Genomic DNA, 19,762 nt, shown 5'->3' on the forward strand with positions numbered 1-19,762 from the left:
GGCCGCTGATAATAACAGGGGTGACCGGGCCGGTCATCGGTCACCGTGCGGGAATCTACTTGACGGCCCCCGATGTCAGCCCGCTGATCAACTGCTGCGAGAAGAAGACATAGAGCACGAGAATCGGCAGCACCGCCAGCGACAGCGCCGCGAGCACTGAATTCCAGTCGGTTGCATACTGGCCAATGAACTGCTGCACGCCCAGTTGAATCGTTTTGGTGGCATCACCCGGTGCCAGAATCAGCGGGAACCAGAGGTCATTCCACATCGGTACCATGGTGAAAACCGCCACCGTGGCCACGGCGGGTCTTACCAGCGGCAAAATGATCTGGAAAAACAGGCGAATCTCGGTAATGCCGTCGCACCGCGCGGCCTCTTTCAGTTCGTTAGGCACCTGGCCGATAAACTCGGTCAGAATAAAAATCGCCAGGGGTAAGCCCATGGCGGTATAGACCAAAATCAGCGCCAGGTGGGTGTTCACCAGGTTCAGGCTCACCATGGTCTCCAGAATGCTGACCGTCCCGAGCCGAATAGGCACCATGATGCCCATGGCCAGAAACAGCGCCAGCAGCCGGTTGCCCCGAAACCGGTATTCACTCAGGGCCCAGGCGGCCATTGAACCGAACAGCAGTACCAGAAACAGCGGAATGACCGTCACCAGCAAACTGTTGCCAAAGTAGAGCAGGATGTCGGACTCCTGCAAAACCTTGGCGTAGCCGACCAGGGTAAAACTGCCGGTATCTGGCAGCGAGAGCGGGTCGTTGAAAATCGCAGACCGTGATTTAAAGGAATTGATGATGACCAGCACAATGGGGAACAGCGCAATCAGCGTGTAGCCCAGCAGAGCGAGATGAACCAGGCCCATCCGGGCCTTTTGCTGATACTGAAATGAGGGTGTCATGCGCGGTTCCTTATAACTGGTAGCGTGTCAGGCGGCGCTGAACGAGGTAAAAATACGCCATCACCCCGGTCAGAATTACCAGAAACATCATGGTGGCAACGGTCGCCCCCATGGTGGCGCTGCCCAGTTGCGACTGGTAGCCAAAGAAGGTTCGATAGAAAAAGGTACCCATGATGTCGGTGGAATAATCCGGCCCTGCCAGAGCGCCTTTAACGGCATAGACCAGCTCGAAGGTGTTGAAGTTCCCAACAAAGGTCAGAATGGTGACCAGGCCCAGGGTGGGCAGAATAAGCGGCACTTTGATGCGCCAGAAAATTCGAAAGGGTGATGCCCCATCGACTTTGGCGGCCTCCAGTAATTCATCCGGAATCGACAACAGGCTGGCGTATATCAGCATCATGGGTATGCCGATGAATTGCCAGACCGAGATTAATGACAGGGTGATCAGTGCGGAGCTTTCCTTGCCGAGCCAGGCGTCGAAGTAGTGCCCCAGACCGAGGGCGTATAAAAAGTTCTCCGAAACACCCCACAAGGGGCTCAGAATCAATTGCCAGATAAACCCGATAATGACGACCGACAACAGCGTTGGTAAAAAAATCAGGGTGCGGTAGGTGCGGGCACCGCGCAGACCTTTCAGACTCAGCAGTGCGGCCAGACCCAGGCCAATGGGGTTCTGAACCAGCAAGTGAATCAGAAAGAACTGGGTATTGTTCCACATGGCATTCCAGAATGCCTCTGACCAGACCGCGTTGCCCAGCAACGTGACGAAGTTACTGAGACCGGCGAAACTGCGTTCACCGCTCTCACTGTCGGTAAAGAAACTCAGTCGAAGCGTGTCGAGCAGCGGGTAGGCACTGAAGACGGTATAGATGATGACCGCCGGTGCCAGAAAGAAAATCAGGTGCCAGGGAAATGCGCGTTGCATGAGTGCTAACCTCGGTGTGTAACATGAACCCTATCGAAGACGTAGGCCGGTACCGGACCGGTGAAGGCAGAAAGGTTGTAAAAAGGAGAGCGTCCCCGATGAACGGGGCGCCCTCAAAACAGCCCGATTACTCGGACTGAGGTTCATACCATTGGGCAAAGCCACTCTGGATGCGCTCTGCCGCCTCTTCCGGTGTGATATCACCGTTCAGAACCTGGCTGCTGACAATCCACAGCTCCTGCTCCATGTTGGGTGTGCCGCGATTCATGACCTGGGCGTTTAATCGAATGGTGGAGTCGCACTCGTCGCGCCAGCTGATCATTTCAGCCGCCACCGGATCGTTGACCTCAACCGGGTGGGTCGACAGCGAAAAGAAGCCGGTTACCTCATTGGTGAACAGGTCGGCAAAATCAGCACTGGCGACCCAGTTCAGGAAGGTTTTCGCCGCTTCGGGGTTGGCGGACGCCGGGTTGATGCCAATGCCCATGTCGGTGTGATCGGAGATATGACACTGGTCGCCGGAGGCGGACACAGGCGGTTTGAAGGCACCGAATTCGAAACTTGCCTGATCGTTAAAATAGGAGGTGTCCCAGCTGCCGGTGGGGTAGATGGCGGCTCGCCCGAGTGCGAACAGATTCTGTGAATCACCATAGGTCTGCGATGGATAGCCGCGCCCCATGTAGTCACTCCAGCGTGCCATTTCTTCCCAGGCGGCAAGGTAGGGCGCGTCGGTGAACGTCGCCTCGCCGTTAATCAGCGCCAGTCGCCCTGCCTCACCTTGCCAGAAGTTAGGGCCAATGTTGGTAAAGACGATCTGGTTGGCTTCCCACTGATCGTTGGTGCCCAGGGCGAGGGGGGTGTAACGGGATTCTGACTTGACGGTTTGCAGTACGGCATGAAACTCATCGAGCGTTTCTGGCGGGTCAAGATTCAACTCGCTGAAAATTTCTTTGTTGTAGAAAAAGCCATGAATCACAGACGCCATGGGCAGGCAAAAGGACGTGGCGCCGTCATCGGTACTCCAGGCGCGTTTGGCAAAGTCCTGATAGTGATCCAGCCCTGTCAGGTCATTGAGCGCCATTAAATGCCCCTGGCGGTACAGGTTCAAAGAGACATCAAAGGGGCGACAGGTGACCAGATCACCAGCAGTGCCAGCTTGCATACGAGCGTTCAGAGATGAGTCGTACTCGGTGGGCGACGTCGGGTTGAACCGGACCTCGATATCCGGATGTTGCTGGTTGAACGCCGGTATCAGTATGTCTTGCCAAAGGTCCTTGTCGTCGACACGCCAGCTTTCGATGGTCAGCGTCTGGGCTTCGACGGCAAGGCTTGCAGTCAGTAGCGCCGCGGTCAGCGACAGGGTGGGTTTTAACGACAGCATGGTGCTTCCTCTTCTTGTTGGAATTGAGCGGTTCGCTGGAGCAATGAATCCAGTTTCACGACCTTATGACGAAAGGGCGTCTTACCGGAAACCGGCCTCCGACTGTCGGGTAAGGTTCGCAGGCGCAAACTAACGGTTTGATTTTCAGAGGGTTTTTAACAAAGGTATGCAAACAGCTGTCCTTTCCGAAGCTTGCCATGCAGCCCGAATGGCAGAGTGTGAAAGATGCCGGTAAGAATTTGATAGAAAACGTGGCAACAGAGTAAGGTAAGATTCAGTCGGGTTTGAACAGAATAATAATGATGACTGATCCCAGGGTAACTCTGGCGCCTGCTGTGATGTGGATAATCTTGATCGCCATGCCGACCTGCGCATATGCGATGCAATCCCTCGAAGTGCTGCACTGGTGGACATCCAGCGGTGAGCAGCAATCGGCGACGGTGCTTAAGCAACGGCTGGCAGAACGAAACCTGCTTTGGGTGGATTACCCGGTGCGCGGTGGCGGGGGTGATTCGGCTATGGCGGTATTGAAAGCCCGCGTAATTGATGGCTCACCACCGGGTGCTGCGCAGATAATAGGGCCGGATATCCAGCATTGGGCGCAGCTGGGTTTTCTGAGCCCGCTGCACCATGCGCAACTGGACGATACATCGCTGTTTTATCCGGTCGTCAATGAATTGATTCGGGTGCAGGGGCAGGCGGTGGCCATTCCCTTAAGCATTCATCGCATCAACTGGATGTGGCTAAACCCCTCGGTGTTCGAACAACTCGACATTCCATTACCAACCACCTGGAGTCAGCTGGAATCGTCAGCACCGGTATTGCGTGCTGCTGGCATCATTCCCCTGGCGCACGGGAATGAACCCTGGCAGAACGCGACGCTGTTCGAAATCGTTTTACTGAGCCAGTCGGGTGCGAGCTTTTATCGCCAGTTTTTTATCGACCGGGATGAGTCGGCGTTGACCGATCCGGCGATCGTTGCCGCTTTTGAGCAATTGCGCACTCTGAAAACGCTGATGGACCCGCACATCAATCAGCGTGAATGGCAGCAAGCCAGTCGACTGGTTGCAGACGGGGAGGCCGCTGTGCAGATTATGGGCGACTGGGTGAAAGGCGAATTCAGCGCCTGGGGTCTGGTTCCGGGAGAGGACTATTTATGCCTGCCGGTTCCCGGAACCAATGAGCAACACCTGTACAGCATCGACACCTTTGTGATGTTTCTCGATGAACCCAATGCTGTTCCGATGCCCACCTTTATCGACACACTGTTGTCTCCCGATTTACAGCGCGATTTCAGCCTGGCCAAGGGCACCATCCCGGCCCGAAAAGACGTGCCGGTGACCACCTTCGATGATTGTTCGCGAGCCTCTCATCATGTGTTTGGCCAGGCCAGTCAAAGCGGCATGCTGGCACCCAGCATTGCCCATTCAATGGCGATGTCTCCGGAATCGGAAGATGCCGTTTTCGAGATTGTGCATCGCTTTTTTAACGACGAGCGGATGACGCCCGAGTTGGCGGCTATTCAACTGGCTCAGACGCTGAGAGCACTGAAATGAAAACACCCAAACACATCTACGTGGTGGATGACGACCACAAGATTCGTGAGTTGCTGAAGACCTACCTCGAAAAGAACAATTATCAGGTCTATGCCGCTGCTGACGGCGAAACCTTTCTGGCTGAGTTCGAATCCCGAAGCCGGGAAGTCTCTCTGGTTGTGCTCGATATCATGCTGCCGGGGCAGGATGGGTTCAGCGTGTGCCAGAAGCTGCGGGCTGCGTCTGATGTGCCGATCATCATGCTGACGGCCAATGCGGAAGAAACCGATCGCGTGGTCGGCCTTGAAATGGGAGCGGACGATTACATTGCCAAACCGTTTAGCCCGCGTGAATTGCTGGCGCGAATCAAGGCGATTCACCGGCGTTACGAACCGGCCCAGCCAGCGGGAGATGGCGGGCGCTTTTACCGGTTTCGTCATTACCTTCTGGACTCGCTCGAACGCACTTTGCAAATGCCCACTGGACACACCGTCACGCTCGGTGCGGCGGAATACCAGATGCTTGTTCTGTTTTTGGACCAGGCCGGTCAAGTCTTGTCGCGCAGCTTTCTAATGAAAGCAACCCGGGGGCGAGACCTTGGCCCGCTGGATCGCTATCTGGATGTCCAGATCAGCCGGTTGCGAACCTGCCTGGGCGATGCAGGCCGCTCCGGTCAGCTTATTCAAACCGTGCGCAACCAGGGCTATGTGTTCACCGCTGAAGTGGAACGGTTGAACCAGCGACCGCAGGCGCCGGAGGTGTCGCTGTGAGTCCGACCCGGCGCTGGTTGCCCCGGTCTCTTTTCGCTCGCCTGTTGCTGGTCATGTTGTCGGGCGTTGGGGTTGCCCAGATCATGACCAGTCTGATCTGGGCGGGTCAGCTGGACAGCGACAGCCGCAATCGGGTGTCGGAAAATGCCCAATACCTGGCCATAACCCTGGCGGCGACCATTCGCTACTTTCAGGCATTGCCCGATAACGTGCGTCCGATTGTTATTGACCAGCAACGTGAAGTAGGCGGCAGCCGGTTGTTCATGAGCGTCAATCAGCACCGGTTGGCCAATGAAAGTACGTTCACCGCGCCGTTGAAAGACGCCTTTCTGGCGGCCATTGACGAGCAACTCAGTGCCGACCTGGGGCAGCGTGGTGTTCACTTGGCTCTGGCGTTGCCGCAGGAGGTACGGGTGTACGATCAGCAGGTGCCGATTGCCGACATCCCGATTCGCTGGATTCGTCAGAGTCTGATTCTTGAGCCGGAACCGGCCCCCATTCTCACCGTGCAAGTGCCTATGCCCAGTGGCGATTGGTTGTACCTGGCCACCCTGCTGCCCGACCCCTACATACTCGATAAAAACCGGGTGCTCACGCGCGAGCGCTGGTGGTCTCTGGGGGTGACGTTGATGGCCGTCGGCGTACTCGGCTTCTGGTTTGTTCGCTGGCAAACCCGACCGCTACGGCGACTGGCCGACGCCGCCGACTCCTTTGGCCGGGGCGTGGCCCACGAACCGCTCATTGAATCGGGCATGCGCGAGCTCGACGCGACCGCCGAGGCCTTCTCGGCCATGGAGCTGCGCATTCAGCGTTATCTCGATGACCGTGAGCGTCTTTTTGCTGCCATTTCGCACGACCTGCGCACGCCCATCACCCGGCTACGGCTGCAAACGGAAATGATTGACGATGAGGCGTTGCGGCTGTCGCTGGAAGAAGACCTCGAAGAGCTGGATCTCATGGTTAAGGGCGCCCTGCAAACGGTGCGCGATGCGGATATTCACGAAGACCCGAAACCCCTGGAACTGGGAACTCTGATCAACAAGATTGCCAGCGAAAAACAGCTCGGTGGTCACCGGGTTATCGTGCAACAGAAACAACCGGTTGACGTAATGGGCAAACCCCTGGCACTGAAACGCTGCCTGACCAATCTGATCGACAATGCCGTCTTCTATGGAGACCAGGCTGTCGTCAGCCTGAGAATAGAGCACGGGCAGGCGGTTGTGCGCATTAGAGACAGCGGGCCGGGCCTGGGTACAACGGACCCCGTGCAGTTGTTCAAGCCCTATACCCGTTTGGCGCATGGCCAGGCGCGCAATGCCGGTGGTATGGGCCTTGGACTCGGCATAGCGCAAAGCATTGTGCATGGTCATGGTGGTGAACTGAGTTTGCGAGATCATCCGCAGGGTGGTCTTGAGGTCACGGTGCAGTTGCCCTGTGACTATACTGTGCGCATGCGTCATCACTAGAGGGAATGATTCAGAGGCTCCCTAGCTCTGCGACCAAGGTTTGATTGACCTGTGGCCCAGTGATTTGCCAGTGTAGTGGTCCGCGCAGAAACGACTGTCTCTGTTCACGTCAACGTTTGGAGGTTTGCCCATGCCATTTGCCCTGTCGCCCATGACCCTAAGCAGTTCTGATTTTCCAGCCGATGGCGTGATTCCCCGTGACTGCACCGGTGAAGGGGAAGATCGCTCACCCGCGCTGAGTTGGGACAAGGTACCGGAAGGCACCGAGTCGTTCGCCGTTATTTGCCACGATCCGGATGCGCCACTGGTGTCATCCAATGGTAATTACGGTTTCGTGCACTGGGTGCTCTACAACCTGCCGGGGTCGTTGACCGAACTGGCGGCAGGCACTGACCAGGGAACGGCCGGGCAAAATAATTTCGGCCATTCCGGTTACGGTGGCCCCATGCCGCCGGAAGGGCACGGCACACACCGTTATTATTTCTGGGTGCTGGCGCTGGACAGCAACGAACAGTATGCACCGGACCTAACCTTGTGGCAGCTGCTGGAAAAAATAGAACCCAACATCATTGGCATGAACCGGCTGGTGGGAACCTACCGGCGTGAAGGCTGATTAGCCGTCTAAAGGCCGGGTTCAGGCCAGCGCCTGGATCTGGCCCCACTGCTGTTCAAGCGAGCGCTGCACGTCTCTGGCATCGCTTTCCCCGTACCCCATATGAGGAATAAACTGAATGAGCTGGGGAATCGGGAAACCGAGTGCGATGCCATACATCGGGTGCGATGCCGTGAAGTTCAAACGATCCAGTTCGTTTTGCAGAATGGGCGCTGTGCGGCTGTCTGACAACCAGTCCTGAACCGTATCGCCCAGGGTCGGTAGTATCCGGACATCGGTGTCGGATTCGACCGTAACCCAGCGCGTCTGACGAATGTCTCTTGATGAAAACCCCAGGCGCAATTCAAACCGGCCGCTCTCTTCTGCGAAGCCGTTCAGATGAGGCACGTAATAGGCAAAGGCATGGGCATCCAGTTGCAGGGTTACCGTGCGTTTTTCTCCGGGAACCAGCCTGACCTTCCGAAACGCCTTCAGTTCGTGGACCGGCCGCCGGTAGGTGCTGGCTTCGTCGTGAATGTACAATTGCACCACCTCAGCACCCTCGGCCGGGCCCTGATTGGTGATACTGAAACTGACCTGGCGTGCTTCGGGGTGGTAGGTTAAATCACCCAGGGTGAACTGACTGTAACTGAGCCCATGACCGAAGGGGTACTGCACCGGCAGGGCTTTGGTATCGTAGTAGCGGTAGCCGGTGAACAGACCTTCCTGATAGGCAACGGTGGCTTTGGTGCCGGGGAAGGTCTCAAACGTCGGGTTGTGCTCCAGCCGTATCGGAAAGGTTTCACTGAGCTTGCCGCTGGGGTTCGCTTCGCCAAACAAGACCCGGGCCAGTGCTTCACCGCCGCCTTCCCCGCTGAGCCAGGCTTGCAACATGGCCGGTACCTGATGTTCGAACTGGCGAGTCTCGATGGCCGAGCCGGTGTGCAGCACCAGGGTAACGTTGGGGTTGGCGTCGGCGATGGCGCTGATCAGCATCAGGTGATCCGGGGCCAGTTTCATATCGGCGCGGTCGAAGCCTTCGCTTTCCATTGAGTCGGTCGTCCCGGTCAGCAGAACCACACGGTCTGCCCCTGTGGCGGCGCTGACGGCGGCGTCCAGTTGTTCCTGCGTGACCTGGGTTTCGGTGTACCCTTCGGCGAAAATCACCTCGGCACGTTGTTCGATGGCACCCAGCGCCGTACTCAGTTGGTGCGGCGTCATGTGCGAGCTGCCGCCGCCCTGAAAACGCGGGTGGCGGGCGAAGTCGCCAATGACGGCAATGCGCTGTTGCGGTTTCAGGGGTAGCTGGCTGGCTTCGTTTTTCAGCAACACCATCGACTCGACCGCCAGTTGCGTGGCCAGTTCATGGTGGGCTGGCCATTCGACGGTAACGGTTCGGTTGTTGTCCAGCACCTGCTTGATCAGTGTCAGCACCCGCGTGACCCGCTGGTCGAGTTCGGCTTCGCTGAGACGGCCATCGGCCAGGGCGGTGTGGAGTTCGGCATCGCGCTCACCGGGGCCGGGCATTTCCAGATCGAGCCCGTTGATGTGGGAGGCCGCCTTGTCTTTAACCGCTACCCAGTCAGACATGACCAGGCCATCGTAGCTCAGCTGGTCGCGCAGGATGCGTTGCAATAAGTCCGCCGACTGACAGGCGTGCACGCCGTTGACCGCGTTATAGGCGCCCATCATCGTCCACGGCGGGTTCTCGCGAATGACTTTGGCAAAGGGCTCGATGTAGAGCTCCTGCAGAGTGCGCTCGTCGATCTCGGCATTCACCAGAAAACGCCGGGTTTCCTGCTCATTGCCGGCGAAGTGTTTCAGGCAGGCACCCACCCCGCGCGACTGAATGCCGCGCACAAAGGCACTGGCCATGGCGCCCGAAAGAAACGGATCTTCCGAAAAATACTCGAAGTTGCGACCGCCCAGCGGCGTGCGCTTTCCATTCACACCCGGGCCGAGCAGGATGCCCACATCCATCGACTGACATTCTTCGCCAATGGCCGCCGCCACCTGCTCCAGCAAGTCCGGGTTCCAGCTGGCAGCCATGGCTGCCTCCACCGGAAACACGGTGGCGGGCAGGGCGGAATCATCCAGTGCCTGAGATTCACTGAGCCGCACGCCATGTGGACCGTCGGTGAGCGTAATGGCCGGAATGCCCAGCCGCTCTATACCGTGCAGGTGCCAGGCGTCTTTTCCGCACAACAGCCTGACTTTTTCGTCGGTACTGAGTTGGGCCAAAGTGGTGGCTACATCGAACACGAGCGACTCCTCATTCTACGGCGGTTACAGCGAGAAGGTGCCCAGAGTCGGGCGCTGCAACCAGTTTTCGGGTGCATAAGTGATTTGGCCATCGACCACGTGAAAGGTGAGGGCCAGCCGGGATTTTTCTGAGCGATTGGGGGCGCTGTAGTGCGGCAAATGGCCGTGGAACACCAGTAAACTGCCCGCCTTGACGGGCATGGGCGTGCCCGAGGTGTCATCGGGCCAGGGGGTATCGTCCAGCGGTTCCATGCGCAGATCGCGGTCTTCGCGGAAGTAGCGTTCACGCAGGGGGCCGGTGTGGCCGCCCGGCTCGACCCAGAGGCAGCCGTTCTGAAGGGTGGCATCTTCCAGCGCAAACCAGTAGGTGATGACGCTGGTGGGTTCGGTGTAAAAGAAGGTTGCATCCTGATGCCAGGTGACTTCGCCACCAATGCGCGGTTGTTTAAAAATCACCATGGTCTGGTACAGGTGCGGGGCCTGCAGGCCCAGGTCGCGTGCCAGCGCACCAAATTCGGGACGCCGGGCGAAGGCCTTATACACATCATCGAGATCGTGCAGGGCGTGACCGATCTTGTTGATGCTTTGTGCGCGAGGCTGGGTGAGTTCGCCAGCTTCATCGAAGGCTTTTTCTTCAAAGAAGCAGCGAATGGTTTCGGCCGACTCCAGAAAGAAATCGTTGTTGATTTGCGCCCGATCGGTGGTGGAGAACCGGTTGTGCTCGGTCAGGTCGGCCTGCTCGATCAGTTGGTAAGCACGATCAATCAGTTGTTGTCTCAGGTCATCCGGTACCCAGCTTTCCAGCAGCAGAAAACCGTCTTGCTGGTATTGTTTCAGTTGTTCGTTGGTCAGCACGGCAGGTGCGTTGTCAGGCATGGTGTGTTCAAGACTCGACATCAGGTGAACTCCCGTATCCGTCAGCCCTGGTCAGGGACTTCTTCGGCGTCAATGGTTTCGGTTTCATCGCGGGCGGCATCGAGCCAGGCCTGCAGTGACGGTAATTCAAGCATTCGGTCGATCCAGGCGGTGACGGGCTCGGGCGACTCGATGCCATAGCCACGCAGTCGAAAGGCGACGGGTGCAAAAAAAGCGTCGGCAATGGAGAAGCGACCCAGCAGGAAGGGCCCGTCAGATTGCTTCAGGCAATCGCTGAGCAGGGTGTGCATCCGCTCAATATCGGCGCGGGTGGCGGCGTCTGGCTGGAAGCCTTTGACCACGCGACGGCAGTTCATCGGCAGGGTCTGGCGCAAAGCCACGAATGAGCTGTGCATTTCAGCACAAGCCGAGCGACCCAGGGCGCGCAAATCGGGGTTAGACGGCCAGCCGGCCCCTTGCAGAAAACGTTCATTCACGGTTTCGCAAATGGCCAGTGAATCCCAGACGCTGAGCTTGCCGATTTTCAGCACGGGCACGCGGCGATTGGGACTGTGCTGGTCCATCAGAGCCGGCGTTTCAGGCGTGTCGAGCGGGATGCGAATTTCCTGAAAGTTGACTTTGAATTGAGTCATCAGCAGCCAGGCGCGCAGCGACCAGCTGGAATAGTTTTTGTTGGCGATCACGAGCGTGAGGTTATTCATCCCTGGTCTCCGGCTGAGTCGGGCTCAGCAGTTGGGCTTGCTGCTTTTTGGGTAGGGAGCGAACGACAAGCTGGTAGGAGTCGTCGATCCATTCGCTGATCAGGTCCGGATCCAAACCGGCGGTGAGATCAACCGTGTTCCAGTGTTGCTTGTTCATATGATAGCCGGGTGTGACCGCTGTAAAAGCCTCTCTGAGTATCAGGGCATCCTGAGGGTCGCATTTCAGGTTCAGGATGAACCGGTCGCCGATGCCAATCAATCCAAACATCTTGCCAGCCACCTTATACACCAGGGCATCAGGGCCGAACGGGGTTCCCTCCTGGCTGCCAGGCTTGGACTGCATGACCGTGCGCCAGAAATCCAGTGTCTGTGGCATGGTATTCTCCCTGTTGGTCGGCAGTTGGCACTTAGCATGCTGGTTGCTCTAAATTGAATCAGTAAACGCTACAGGCAGCTAAGATTCAATGGAAAGAGACGTTGTGACTGCACTGTTGCCGCAATAGATCAGCTGCCGTTTAGTCGCTGCTCAATCGCTGCCTGAATTCCCGGCGCATTTAAACCAACGCTCGCCAGTAAATCCTGGGGTTTGCCATGGTCGATGTAGGTGTCTGGCAGACCCAGTTGCAATACGGGGGTGGTCAGGCCTGCCTGGTGCAGGCATTCGGTGACTGCTGAACCAGCACCGCCGTAAATGGCATTTTCTTCTACGGTCACGATGAGGTCGTGGCTACGGGCCATGTCCAGAACCCGCTCGGTATCCAAAGGTTTGATGAAACGCATATTGACCAGGCTGGCGTCGAGTGTGTCGGCGGCAACCTGGGCCGGGGCGACCATACTGCCGAAGGCCAGGATGGCGACTTTTTTACCCTGGCGCAGTGTTTCGGCTTCACCCAGGGGCAATACCGTGAGCGCTGTTTCGATGGCAGCGCCAGGCCCGGTGCCGCGGGGGTAACGCACGGCGGCAGGCCCTGGGTGGCGATAGGCGGTGCTAAGCATCTGGCGGCATTCGTTTTCGTCTTTGGGCGCCATGATGACCAGGTTGGGAATGCAGCGTAAAAAGCTCAGATCAAAGCTGCCAGCGTGGGTCGGGCCGTCTTCACCAACCAGACCGGCACGGTCGATGGCGAAGGTGACATCGAGGTTCTGAATGGCGATGTCGTGAATCAGTTGGTCGTAGGCGCGCTGCAGAAACGTCGAATAGATGGCGACGACCGGCTTGGCGCCCTGGCAGGCCATGCCGGCGGCCAGGGTGACCGCATGCTGTTCGGCGATGGCCACGTCGAAATAGCGGTCCGGGAACTGGTCGGCGAAGGCGACGAGGTCTGAGCCCTCGCGCATGGCGGGGGTGATGCCCATCAGGCGGTCGTCGCTGCCGGCCATGTCGCACAGCCACTGCCCAAAAACGTTGGAGTATTTGGGGCCTGCGGGGGGTTTGGCGGCCGGCTCTACGTCTTTCTTTTCCAGTTTGGTGATGGCGTGGTATTTGATCGGTTCGTTCTCGGCCGGGGTGAACCCCTTGCCCTTTTGGGTGGCCACGTGCAGAAATTGCGGTCCGTTGAAGGTTTTCAGGTTGCGCAGCGTATGCACCAGTTCGATCACGTCGTGGCCGTCTACCGGGCCGACGTAGTTGAACCCCAGCTCCTCAAACAGGGTGCCGGGCGACACCATGCCTTTAACGTGTTCCTCGGCCTTGCGCGCAAATTCGAGAATGGGCGGCAGATTCTGCAAGACCTTTTTGCTGTTCTCGCGCATGTGCGAGTAAGTCTTGGAGGAAAAGACCCGGGAAAAGGTTTTCGACAGGGCGCCGACGTTTTCCGAGATCGACATGTCGTTGTCGTTCAGCACCACCAGCATGTCGGCGCCGTCGTGACCGGCATGGTTGAGAGCCTCGAACGCCATGCCGGCGGTCAGGGCGCCATCGCCGATGACCGCAACGCTCTGGCGCGGGGTGCCGAGCAACCGGTCGGCGATCGACATGCCCAGGGCCGCTGATATGGAGGTGCTGGAATGGCCGACGCCAAAGGTGTCGTAATCGCTTTCATCGCGCTTTGGAAAGGCCGCCAAACCCTCGGCCTGGCGGATGCTGTGCATGCGCTCGCGCCGTCCGGTCAGTATTTTATGGGGGTAAGCCTGATGACCAACGTCCCAGACCAGGGAGGCGCTGGGTGTTTCATACACGTAGTGCAGGGCAATGCTCAGTTCCACAACGCCCAGCCCGGCGCCAAAGTGCCCTCCGGTCTGGCCGACGCTGTAGAGCAGGAATTCGCGCAGTTCATCGGCCAGGCGAGGCAGTTCTTCCAAGGTTAGCAGGCGCAGGTCTGTGGGCGTGTCGATGGTATCGAGCAGGGGCGTGACCGGTCTTGTTTTGGGGATGTGAGTAAAAACCTTCATGAAAATACGCTTTCCTGCCTTCGAGCCTGTCCCTGCTACGGAACCAGTGATGATCGTTATAGTGTGGGTCGTCCCGGTCTGTGTTTGCCGGGCACGGCATTGTAACGGAAAGCCCTGTTCGTCCCTAGTGGTCGTTGCGGGAAGTTCGGTTACCAGAGAACACGATCAGTGGTTCCGGTTTAGAACATAGCTTGTCAGTGCTCGCAGGGGAGATGCCGGGTCGATGCCCAGTTGGTCGAGCGCGGCCAGGGCTGCGTCGGTTTGCTGTTGCGCCTCACGCCGGGCGCCGTCGAGACCGAGCAATTGCACGTAGGTCGATTTGTTCAGGGCTGCGTCGCTGCCCTGGGGTTTGCCCAGAGTGGCCGTATCGGCCGTCACATCAAGCATGTCGTCGGTGATCTGAAACGCAAGTCCGAGGGCCTGACCGAAGGTGGTCAGTGCTGCGCGGGTAGCATCGGGCAAGGGGGCATTGGTGCACAGGGCACCAAGATGCAAGGCCGATTCGATCAGTGCACCGGTTTTAAGGCGGTGAATGCGGGCCAGATCGTCGAGCCCCAATTGTTGTCCTTCGGCCTGCAGGTCAAGCATCTGGCCGCCCACCATACCGGCGTGTCCGGCCTGCCGGGCCAGAATACCGACCATGGCCAGGCGAGTGTCCGCCGTCAGGCCCGGTGACAGACTGAGGTGCTCAAAGGCCAGGCTTTGCAGGGCGTCGCCGGCCAGTATGGCGGTGGCTTCGTCGAAAGCCCGGTGGTTGGTGGCCTTGCCCCGGCGCAGGTCGTCGTCGTCCATGGCGGGCAGATCATCGTGAATGAGGCTGTAGACGTGCATCATTTCCAGTGCGGCGGCCGGATACAGCCAGGTGTCGGGCTCGGCGCTCAGGCTTTCGGCGGCGGCACGCACCAGGGTTGGGCGCAGGCGCTTGCCGCCATCGAGCAGGGAATAACGCATGGCCTCGGCCAGCCGGCTAGCGACAGGCTGTTGCAACTGTTGATTGAGGTGCTGCTCAAGACGCTGGCGGGTATCGTTCTGAAAAGACGCGAAGGTCATTGGGGCTTGGGCTCACTCGGAATCGGTTAACGGGGACAGCTGTTCCTGACCGGGTTCGCCGAGCAGTACCTGCACGGTTTGCTCGGCCTGGTCGAGCGCAGACTGGCACTCTCGCGTCAGCTTAATGCCCTGTTCAAAGGTTTTCATGGCATCGTCCAGCGACAGTTCACCGGACTCCAGCTGGCTGACCAGTGTCTCCAACTGGCCCATTTTGGCTTCAAATGTATCGGTTTTTGGGTCGGTCATGTCGGGGTCCTGGGCTGTGGTGGTCGCGTAAGGTACGAGGGCAGGCCAGAGGGGTCAACCATTTGGCGCCAGCCGATACTTTACACTCTGCTGATATTCTTTTCCCGAAACGGGCGTTTTACAGTCAAACAATGATCGTGCCTGCCGATATACCGGTTAAGATGGACGGAACGTCCTTGATAGCCGGGGTTGAAGCAGGCCTGTAGAGCACGCTGTTCTGCCAGACTCTTGCTAGACTCTTGTTAGAATAACAGGATAGACGATTCAACGGGACCAGACCGGGAAGCTTACACTGTGGATTTAGCGATGATCATTGGCCTCATCGGGGCCTTTGCGATGGTTTTGATGTCGATGTTGCTGGGTGGCAATTTGGGCATGTTTGTTAACGTACCTTCCATTCTCATTGTGTTTGTCGGATCGACGTTCGTAGCCATGTCCAAATTGACCCTGGAGAAATTTCTCGGGGTGGGGAGCGTCGTGGGAAAAGCGTTTTCCTTTAAGTTGGTGACGCCTGACGACATGATCGATGAAGTGGTTGAGTTAGCCGATGCGGCTCGCAAGGGCGGGCTGTTGTCACTGGAAGGGCGTGAAACCAGCCATGAATTTCTCTCCAAGGGCATACAGTTGCTGGTTGATGGGCATGACCCGGAAGTGGTCAAACAATTGCTCAGCAAAGACATGAAAATGACGTCTGCACGGCACGAAGAAGGGACGAGCTTTTTCACCGCACTGGGTGATGTCGCGCCGGCCATGGGTATGATCGGGACGCTGATTGGCCTGGTGGCGATGCTGGCAAACATGGATGACCCGAAGGCCATTGGCCCTGCTATGGCCGTGGCTCTGCTGACCACGCTGTACGGATCCTTGCTGGCAACGGTTGTCGCGATACCCATCGCCGATAAACTCCGCTTCCGGGCAATGGAAGAGGAGCGCATTCAAAAGATGGTCATTGACGGGCTGCTGTCCATTCAGGCAGGACAAAACCCGAGAATTATCGAGTCCATGCTTAAGAGTTACCTGCCGACCTCCAAACGCGGAGCTGAATGACATGGCGGTGGTCATCTGATGAGCGACGAATTCGAAGACGACTGTCCCGAATGCGAAAAAGGGCTGCCTGCCTGGATGGCCACTTTTTCTGACTTGATGGCACTGTTGATGTGCTTTTTTGTGCTGTTACTGTCCTTTTCGGAGATGGATGCGCTCAAGTTCAAGCGCCTGGCCGGGTCTTTGCGCAATGCGTTTGGTGTCCAGGCCGAACTGCAGTTCAATGATGTGCCCAAGGGCACCAGCATCATTGCCCAGGAATTCAGCCCGGGCCGCCCGGAGCCGACGCCCCTGAACGTTATTCGCCAGGACACTGTTGATGACTTGCGCGACTCACTGGAGGTACTTTGCCAGGATACGACCCTGATGCAGGAAGAGGCTGAAGGTGAATCCGGCTTGCAGTCACGCCAGGTGCGGGTGTCGGACGCAGAGGCACAACGCCAGGTGGAAGAGCAGGCAGAGCGGATAGCCGAGGCCCTGGCTGATGTCATTGCCGACGGCATGCTCGATATCGAAACGATTAATCAGACGATCATTATTCGGGTGCGCGAACAGTCTTTCGGCGCGGGAACCGACTTTGTTGCCGATGAATACCTGCCCATTCTCGACCGCGTTCGGGATTTGCTGGTGACCGTACCCGGCACCTTGTCCATCGAAGGCCACACCGACAATATTCCCATTGCGACTGCACGCTTTCGCAGTAACTGGTTGCTCAGTTCAGCCCGGGCCTTATCGGTTGCCGAATACCTCTGGGCCGCTCCGGAGATGAGTGAAGACCGCTTTACCATCGTTGGGCACGGCTCAACCAAGCCCATTGCCAGTAACGATACGCCGGAAGGTCGTGCTACCAATCGTCGGGTAGAAATCATCGTGCGCCAGGACAACCCGGATTTTGAAGGCGAAGTAACCCCGGAAGACGAACAGGGTGAGAATGTCGATCCTGGCGATCCATCCCTGTTTGGCCTGGACCCGGCTGACATCTTCTAACCTGACCACTCTGGTTTAAGGCGCCGTCAGGCTACCTTCAATGGCTTCGGTATGGCGCGTGTGACTGCCATCGATTTGACTTTTTAGCGGTGTTTTTTCACCGTTTAACGCGTCAAATTGATGTCGATTTGCCAGAAGGTTCTGTCTCAATGGATGAACATGGCTAGATAGTGTGAGCTACCTCTCGTTTTCGGTATGGAACGCTGCGTCCATGATCAGGCTCGTCGTACCCTGTTAAGGGTCACGGTAACCTCCAGGGGGGTGGGAAATCAGTGCCAGCCGGCCTATGTTCTCACGCCTGCCCGTTTATCTGAATCTGTCGCCATCCCGGCAATGCCTGGATAGCACCGGTCACCTCAAACAACAATGACGACTGTGTCACTCTCCAGCCCGTGCTGTTGATGGCCTGTCTGCTGTAAGGAGCGTTCAAACTATGAAGGATAGCAACCACCGGTTCGCTGTGAAGCCGGTAAAGCGCCTGCCTCTGATTTGCCTGGTCGTAACCAGTCTGGTCAGCCTGGTAAGTACGGCTCAGGCGGAGGAGTTCCAGTTTCGGTTGCATCACTTTTTAGGCCCGGATTCTCCGGCTCAGAAAGTCTTGCTGGAGCCATGGGCCGAGCGGATTCGCGAACAAAGTAACGGCCGCATCGATATCAGTATTCATCCGGCGATGTCGCTGGGCGGCGCACCCCCAACCCTGCTGAATCAAGTTGAATCCGGTGAAGTGGACATGGTGTGGACGCTGGCCGGTTATACACCGGGCCGCTTTCCCCGTACCGAGGTCTTCGAGTTGCCTGCGGTGCATTTTCGCAGCGCCTACGCCACCAACCGGGCCATTTTTGCCAATTTTGATTTGATTGAGGCCGACTACCGGGGTGTAAAGCCACTGCTGGTGCACGTGCACGCCGGCAATGCGATTCAGATGGCCAATCAGAATGTGACCGACCCCTCTGATTTGCGCGGTCTGACCATCCGAACCCCCTCCCGTACCGGTGGCTGGCTGATCGATGCCTGGCAGGCCGAGCAGGCCGCCATGCCAGCGCCCCGCATTCGGGATGCTCTGGCTGATGGCAGTATCGATGGCGCTCTGATCCCGTTCGAGGTGTTTTCCTCAATCGGTCTTGAAGGGCTGGTGGGTCATTCGACAATAGGGTCCGACGGCAGCCGCTTCGGCACCTCGGTGTTCCTGTTTCTGATGAATCAAAGTCAGTTCGATGCCTTGCCGGCCGACCTGCAGCAAGTCATCGACGACAACATCGGCATTGATTTTGTGAAGGAGATGGGTCTCGCCTGGGATGATCTGGAGGTGCCTGGTCGTATGGTTCAATATGAAAATTTAACCAAATTGCCGGTCGATGAGATCTACGCCTTTGAAGACCTCAGCGAGCAGGTCGTGCAGCGCTGGATTGAAGACGTCTCTGCACAGGGTATCGATGGTCGTCAACTGGTGGATGAAGCGCGACGCTACATCGCCCGCTATTCCCGCATTATCACCACGCTCGAATAACCGCCCAGCACGCGGCATCCCCGGGGGGATTCCTTCCCCCGGGGTAGCCATCAGGCCAGCAGTTTGGTCAGGTCGTACAGATCCTGTTTGAACGGGCGGGGCATGTTTTCAATGGCATCGATGATGTCATGATGCACCAGCCTATTGCTTTGCAGTCCGACGCAACGGCCGCCGTGACCCTCCATCAGTAATTCCACTGCATAGGCTCCCATTTGGCTGGCCATAACCCGGTCGAAGGCGCAGGGTACGCCGCCTCGCTGAATATGCCCCAGAATGGTAGCCCGGGTTTCGAGACCGGTTCGCGCTTCGATGCGCTTGGCCAGCGCACTGACGTCGGTCACGTGCTCGGTGATAGCGATGATGGAGTGTTTCTTGCCGGTGATGACGTTGTTGGCAACGGTCTTGATCAGCGATGCCTCGTCAAAGCCTTTTTCGGGCACGATGGTGTATTCGGCCCCACCACCGATAGACGCCATAATAGTCAGGTCACCGCAGTACCGGCCCATGATTTCGACAATGGATATGCGATTGTGTGACGAGCAGGTATCGCGCAACCGGTCGATGGCGTCGAGCACGGTGTTCAGCGCCGTGTGAAAGCCAATGGTGTAGTCGGTTCCGGCGACGTCGTTGTCGATGGTTCCGGGCAGACCAACGCAGGGGAACCCCATTTCGGTCAGCCGCTTGGCGCCCATGTAGGAGCCATCGCCGCCGATCACGACCAGGGCGTCGATCTCGTGTTTACGCAGGTTGTCGATGCACTCGCGCCGCACCGATTCTTCCTTGAATTCCGGAAAGCGGGCAGACCCCAAAAAGGTGCCACCACGATTGATCATGTCTGACACGTCCTGGCGTTTCAGCGGTTTGATCCGGTCGAGATGCAAGCCCAGATAGCCATCCCGAATGCCATAAACCTCCAGATCCTTAACGATGGCATTGCGTACCACGGCCCTGATGGCCGCATTCATGCCAGGCGCGTCGCCACCGCTGGTTAACACTCCGATTTTTTTAATCATGGCTGCACAACCTATACAGGCTCCGGCTCACCGGGTTCGTACAATGAATTCGGCCAGCGAGCCGGACAATAGAAGAGAGTTCACTCAGCAGAATGTAACAAAATTACAGGTTCGG

18 protein-coding genes are annotated in these 19,762 nt (G+C 57.7%); 7 read left to right on the top strand and 11 right to left on the bottom strand.

The window, feature by feature from the left end; translation table 11 throughout:
* Nucleotides 1–55: 55 nt before the first annotated feature.
* The 3 genes from EP166_RS20465 to EP166_RS20475 all read right to left on the bottom strand — a co-directional run bounded on the left by EP166_RS20465 (nucleotide 56) and on the right by EP166_RS20475 (nucleotide 3,207).
* The gene (locus EP166_RS20465) at nucleotides 56–901 is read right to left on the bottom strand and encodes a carbohydrate ABC transporter permease (RefSeq protein WP_127560616.1); all 846 of its coding nucleotides are present in this window, start codon (nucleotides 899–901) and stop codon (nucleotides 56–58) included.
* 10 nt (nucleotides 902–911) lie between these two features.
* Complete coding sequence (locus EP166_RS20470; RefSeq protein ID WP_127560618.1) at nucleotides 912–1,826, bottom strand: carbohydrate ABC transporter permease; 915 nt, start codon at nucleotides 1,824–1,826, stop codon at nucleotides 912–914.
* Nucleotides 1,827–1,953: 127 nt separating this feature from the next.
* Nucleotides 1,954–3,207: an ABC transporter substrate-binding protein gene (locus tag EP166_RS20475; RefSeq protein WP_127560620.1), complete on the bottom strand. Its 1,254-nt coding sequence runs from the start codon at nucleotides 3,205–3,207 to the stop codon at nucleotides 1,954–1,956.
* A 338-nt stretch (nucleotides 3,208–3,545) separates the two neighbouring features.
* Here EP166_RS20475 and EP166_RS20480 point away from each other — a divergent pair, with 338 nt between their 5' ends.
* The 4 genes from EP166_RS20480 (at nucleotide 3,546) to EP166_RS20495 (ending at nucleotide 7,591) form a co-directional block, all read left to right on the top strand.
* On the top strand, nucleotides 3,546–4,763 hold the full coding sequence (locus EP166_RS20480; protein WP_246026369.1) for an ABC transporter substrate-binding protein: 1,218 nt from the start codon (nucleotides 3,546–3,548) through the stop codon (nucleotides 4,761–4,763).
* Complete coding sequence (locus EP166_RS20485; RefSeq protein WP_127560624.1) at nucleotides 4,760–5,512, top strand: response regulator; 753 nt, start codon at nucleotides 4,760–4,762, stop codon at nucleotides 5,510–5,512. Before EP166_RS20480 ends, EP166_RS20485 begins: the two co-directional genes overlap by 4 nt.
* Nucleotides 5,509–6,978, top strand: coding sequence for an ATP-binding protein (locus EP166_RS20490; RefSeq protein WP_127560626.1), 1,470 nt, complete (start codon nucleotides 5,509–5,511; stop codon nucleotides 6,976–6,978). The genes EP166_RS20485 and EP166_RS20490 overlap by 4 nt, the downstream gene beginning before the upstream one ends.
* A gap of 130 nt (nucleotides 6,979–7,108) precedes the next feature.
* Nucleotides 7,109–7,591: a YbhB/YbcL family Raf kinase inhibitor-like protein gene (locus tag EP166_RS20495; protein ID WP_127560628.1), complete on the top strand. Its 483-nt coding sequence runs from the start codon at nucleotides 7,109–7,111 to the stop codon at nucleotides 7,589–7,591.
* A 21-nt stretch (nucleotides 7,592–7,612) separates the two neighbouring features.
* Here the strand turns inward: EP166_RS20495 and EP166_RS20500 are convergent, their stop codons facing one another.
* The 7 genes from EP166_RS20500 to EP166_RS20530 all read right to left on the bottom strand — a co-directional run bounded on the left by EP166_RS20500 (nucleotide 7,613) and on the right by EP166_RS20530 (nucleotide 15,096).
* Nucleotides 7,613–9,832 carry a beta-glucosidase gene (locus tag EP166_RS20500; RefSeq protein ID WP_220432663.1) on the bottom strand — a complete coding sequence of 740 codons (2,220 nt, stop codon included), beginning with the start codon at nucleotides 9,830–9,832 and terminating at the stop codon, nucleotides 7,613–7,615.
* 24 nt (nucleotides 9,833–9,856) lie between these two features.
* On the bottom strand, nucleotides 9,857–10,729 hold the full coding sequence (locus tag EP166_RS20505; RefSeq protein ID WP_246026368.1) for a phytanoyl-CoA dioxygenase family protein: 873 nt from the start codon (nucleotides 10,727–10,729) through the stop codon (nucleotides 9,857–9,859).
* Nucleotides 10,730–10,749: 20 nt separating this feature from the next.
* Nucleotides 10,750–11,409: a glutathione S-transferase family protein gene (locus EP166_RS20510; protein ID WP_127560630.1), complete on the bottom strand. Its 660-nt coding sequence runs from the start codon at nucleotides 11,407–11,409 to the stop codon at nucleotides 10,750–10,752.
* Entirely contained in the window at nucleotides 11,402–11,785 is a 384-nt protein-coding gene (locus EP166_RS20515; protein WP_127560632.1) for an MmcQ/YjbR family DNA-binding protein, read from the bottom strand. The genes EP166_RS20510 and EP166_RS20515 overlap by 8 nt, the downstream gene beginning before the upstream one ends.
* 128 nt (nucleotides 11,786–11,913) lie before the next feature.
* On the bottom strand, nucleotides 11,914–13,800 hold the full coding sequence (dxs, locus tag EP166_RS20520; protein ID WP_127560634.1) for a 1-deoxy-D-xylulose-5-phosphate synthase: 1,887 nt from the start codon (nucleotides 13,798–13,800) through the stop codon (nucleotides 11,914–11,916).
* Nucleotides 13,801–13,965: 165 nt separating this feature from the next.
* Nucleotides 13,966–14,850, bottom strand: coding sequence for a polyprenyl synthetase family protein (locus EP166_RS20525; protein WP_127560636.1), 885 nt, complete (start codon nucleotides 14,848–14,850; stop codon nucleotides 13,966–13,968).
* Nucleotides 14,851–14,862: 12 nt separating this feature from the next.
* Nucleotides 14,863–15,096 carry an exodeoxyribonuclease VII small subunit gene (locus EP166_RS20530; protein WP_127560638.1) on the bottom strand — a complete coding sequence of 78 codons (234 nt, stop codon included), beginning with the start codon at nucleotides 15,094–15,096 and terminating at the stop codon, nucleotides 14,863–14,865.
* Nucleotides 15,097–15,390: 294 nt separating this feature from the next.
* Here EP166_RS20530 and pomA point away from each other — a divergent pair, with 294 nt between their 5' ends.
* The 3 genes from pomA to EP166_RS20545 all read left to right on the top strand — a co-directional run bounded on the left by pomA (nucleotide 15,391) and on the right by EP166_RS20545 (nucleotide 18,634).
* A complete protein-coding gene (pomA, locus tag EP166_RS20535) occupies nucleotides 15,391–16,143 on the top strand; it encodes a flagellar motor protein PomA (protein ID WP_127560640.1) in 753 nt (250 codons plus the stop codon).
* A gap of 18 nt (nucleotides 16,144–16,161) precedes the next feature.
* On the top strand, nucleotides 16,162–17,127 hold the full coding sequence (locus tag EP166_RS20540) for a flagellar motor protein MotB (RefSeq protein WP_127560642.1): 966 nt from the start codon (nucleotides 16,162–16,164) through the stop codon (nucleotides 17,125–17,127).
* Between the two features lie 433 nt (nucleotides 17,128–17,560).
* Complete coding sequence (locus EP166_RS20545) at nucleotides 17,561–18,634, top strand: TRAP transporter substrate-binding protein (protein ID WP_127560644.1); 1,074 nt, start codon at nucleotides 17,561–17,563, stop codon at nucleotides 18,632–18,634.
* A 50-nt stretch (nucleotides 18,635–18,684) separates the two neighbouring features.
* On the opposite strand, the gene pfkA is transcribed toward EP166_RS20545, so the two are convergent.
* Entirely contained in the window at nucleotides 18,685–19,647 is a 963-nt protein-coding gene (gene pfkA / locus EP166_RS20550) for a 6-phosphofructokinase (protein ID WP_127560646.1), read from the bottom strand.
* Between the last annotated feature and the right edge of the window lie 115 nt (nucleotides 19,648–19,762).

The organism is Saccharospirillum alexandrii (assembly GCF_004000275.1).
Classification (GTDB): Bacteria; Pseudomonadota; Gammaproteobacteria; order Pseudomonadales; family Natronospirillaceae; genus Saccharospirillum; species Saccharospirillum alexandrii.

Coding starts and splice junctions, on each gene's coding strand:
- EP166_RS20480 (WP_246026369.1), top strand. CDS start 3,546: ATGTGGATAATCTTGATCGCCATGCCGACCTGCGCATATGCGATGCAA.
- EP166_RS20465 (WP_127560616.1), bottom strand. CDS start 901: ATGACACCCTCATTTCAGTATCAGCAAAAGGCCCGGATGGGCCTGGTT.
- EP166_RS20515 (WP_127560632.1), bottom strand. CDS start 11,785: ATGCCACAGACACTGGATTTCTGGCGCACGGTCATGCAGTCCAAGCCT.
- EP166_RS20530 (WP_127560638.1), bottom strand. CDS start 15,096: ATGACCGACCCAAAAACCGATACATTTGAAGCCAAAATGGGCCAGTTG.
- EP166_RS20505 (WP_246026368.1), bottom strand. CDS start 10,729: ATGTCGAGTCTTGAACACACCATGCCTGACAACGCACCTGCCGTGCTG.
- EP166_RS20470 (WP_127560618.1), bottom strand. CDS start 1,826: ATGCAACGCGCATTTCCCTGGCACCTGATTTTCTTTCTGGCACCGGCG.
- EP166_RS20485 (WP_127560624.1), top strand. CDS start 4,760: ATGAAAACACCCAAACACATCTACGTGGTGGATGACGACCACAAGATT.
- EP166_RS20545 (WP_127560644.1), top strand. CDS start 17,561: ATGAAGGATAGCAACCACCGGTTCGCTGTGAAGCCGGTAAAGCGCCTG.
- EP166_RS20495 (WP_127560628.1), top strand. CDS start 7,109: ATGCCATTTGCCCTGTCGCCCATGACCCTAAGCAGTTCTGATTTTCCA.
- EP166_RS20525 (WP_127560636.1), bottom strand. CDS start 14,850: ATGACCTTCGCGTCTTTTCAGAACGATACCCGCCAGCGTCTTGAGCAG.
- EP166_RS20510 (WP_127560630.1), bottom strand. CDS start 11,409: ATGAATAACCTCACGCTCGTGATCGCCAACAAAAACTATTCCAGCTGG.
- dxs (WP_127560634.1), bottom strand. CDS start 13,800: ATGAAGGTTTTTACTCACATCCCCAAAACAAGACCGGTCACGCCCCTG.
- EP166_RS20475 (WP_127560620.1), bottom strand. CDS start 3,207: ATGCTGTCGTTAAAACCCACCCTGTCGCTGACCGCGGCGCTACTGACT.
- EP166_RS20540 (WP_127560642.1), top strand. CDS start 16,162: ATGAGCGACGAATTCGAAGACGACTGTCCCGAATGCGAAAAAGGGCTG.
- pfkA (WP_127560646.1), bottom strand. CDS start 19,647: ATGATTAAAAAAATCGGAGTGTTAACCAGCGGTGGCGACGCGCCTGGC.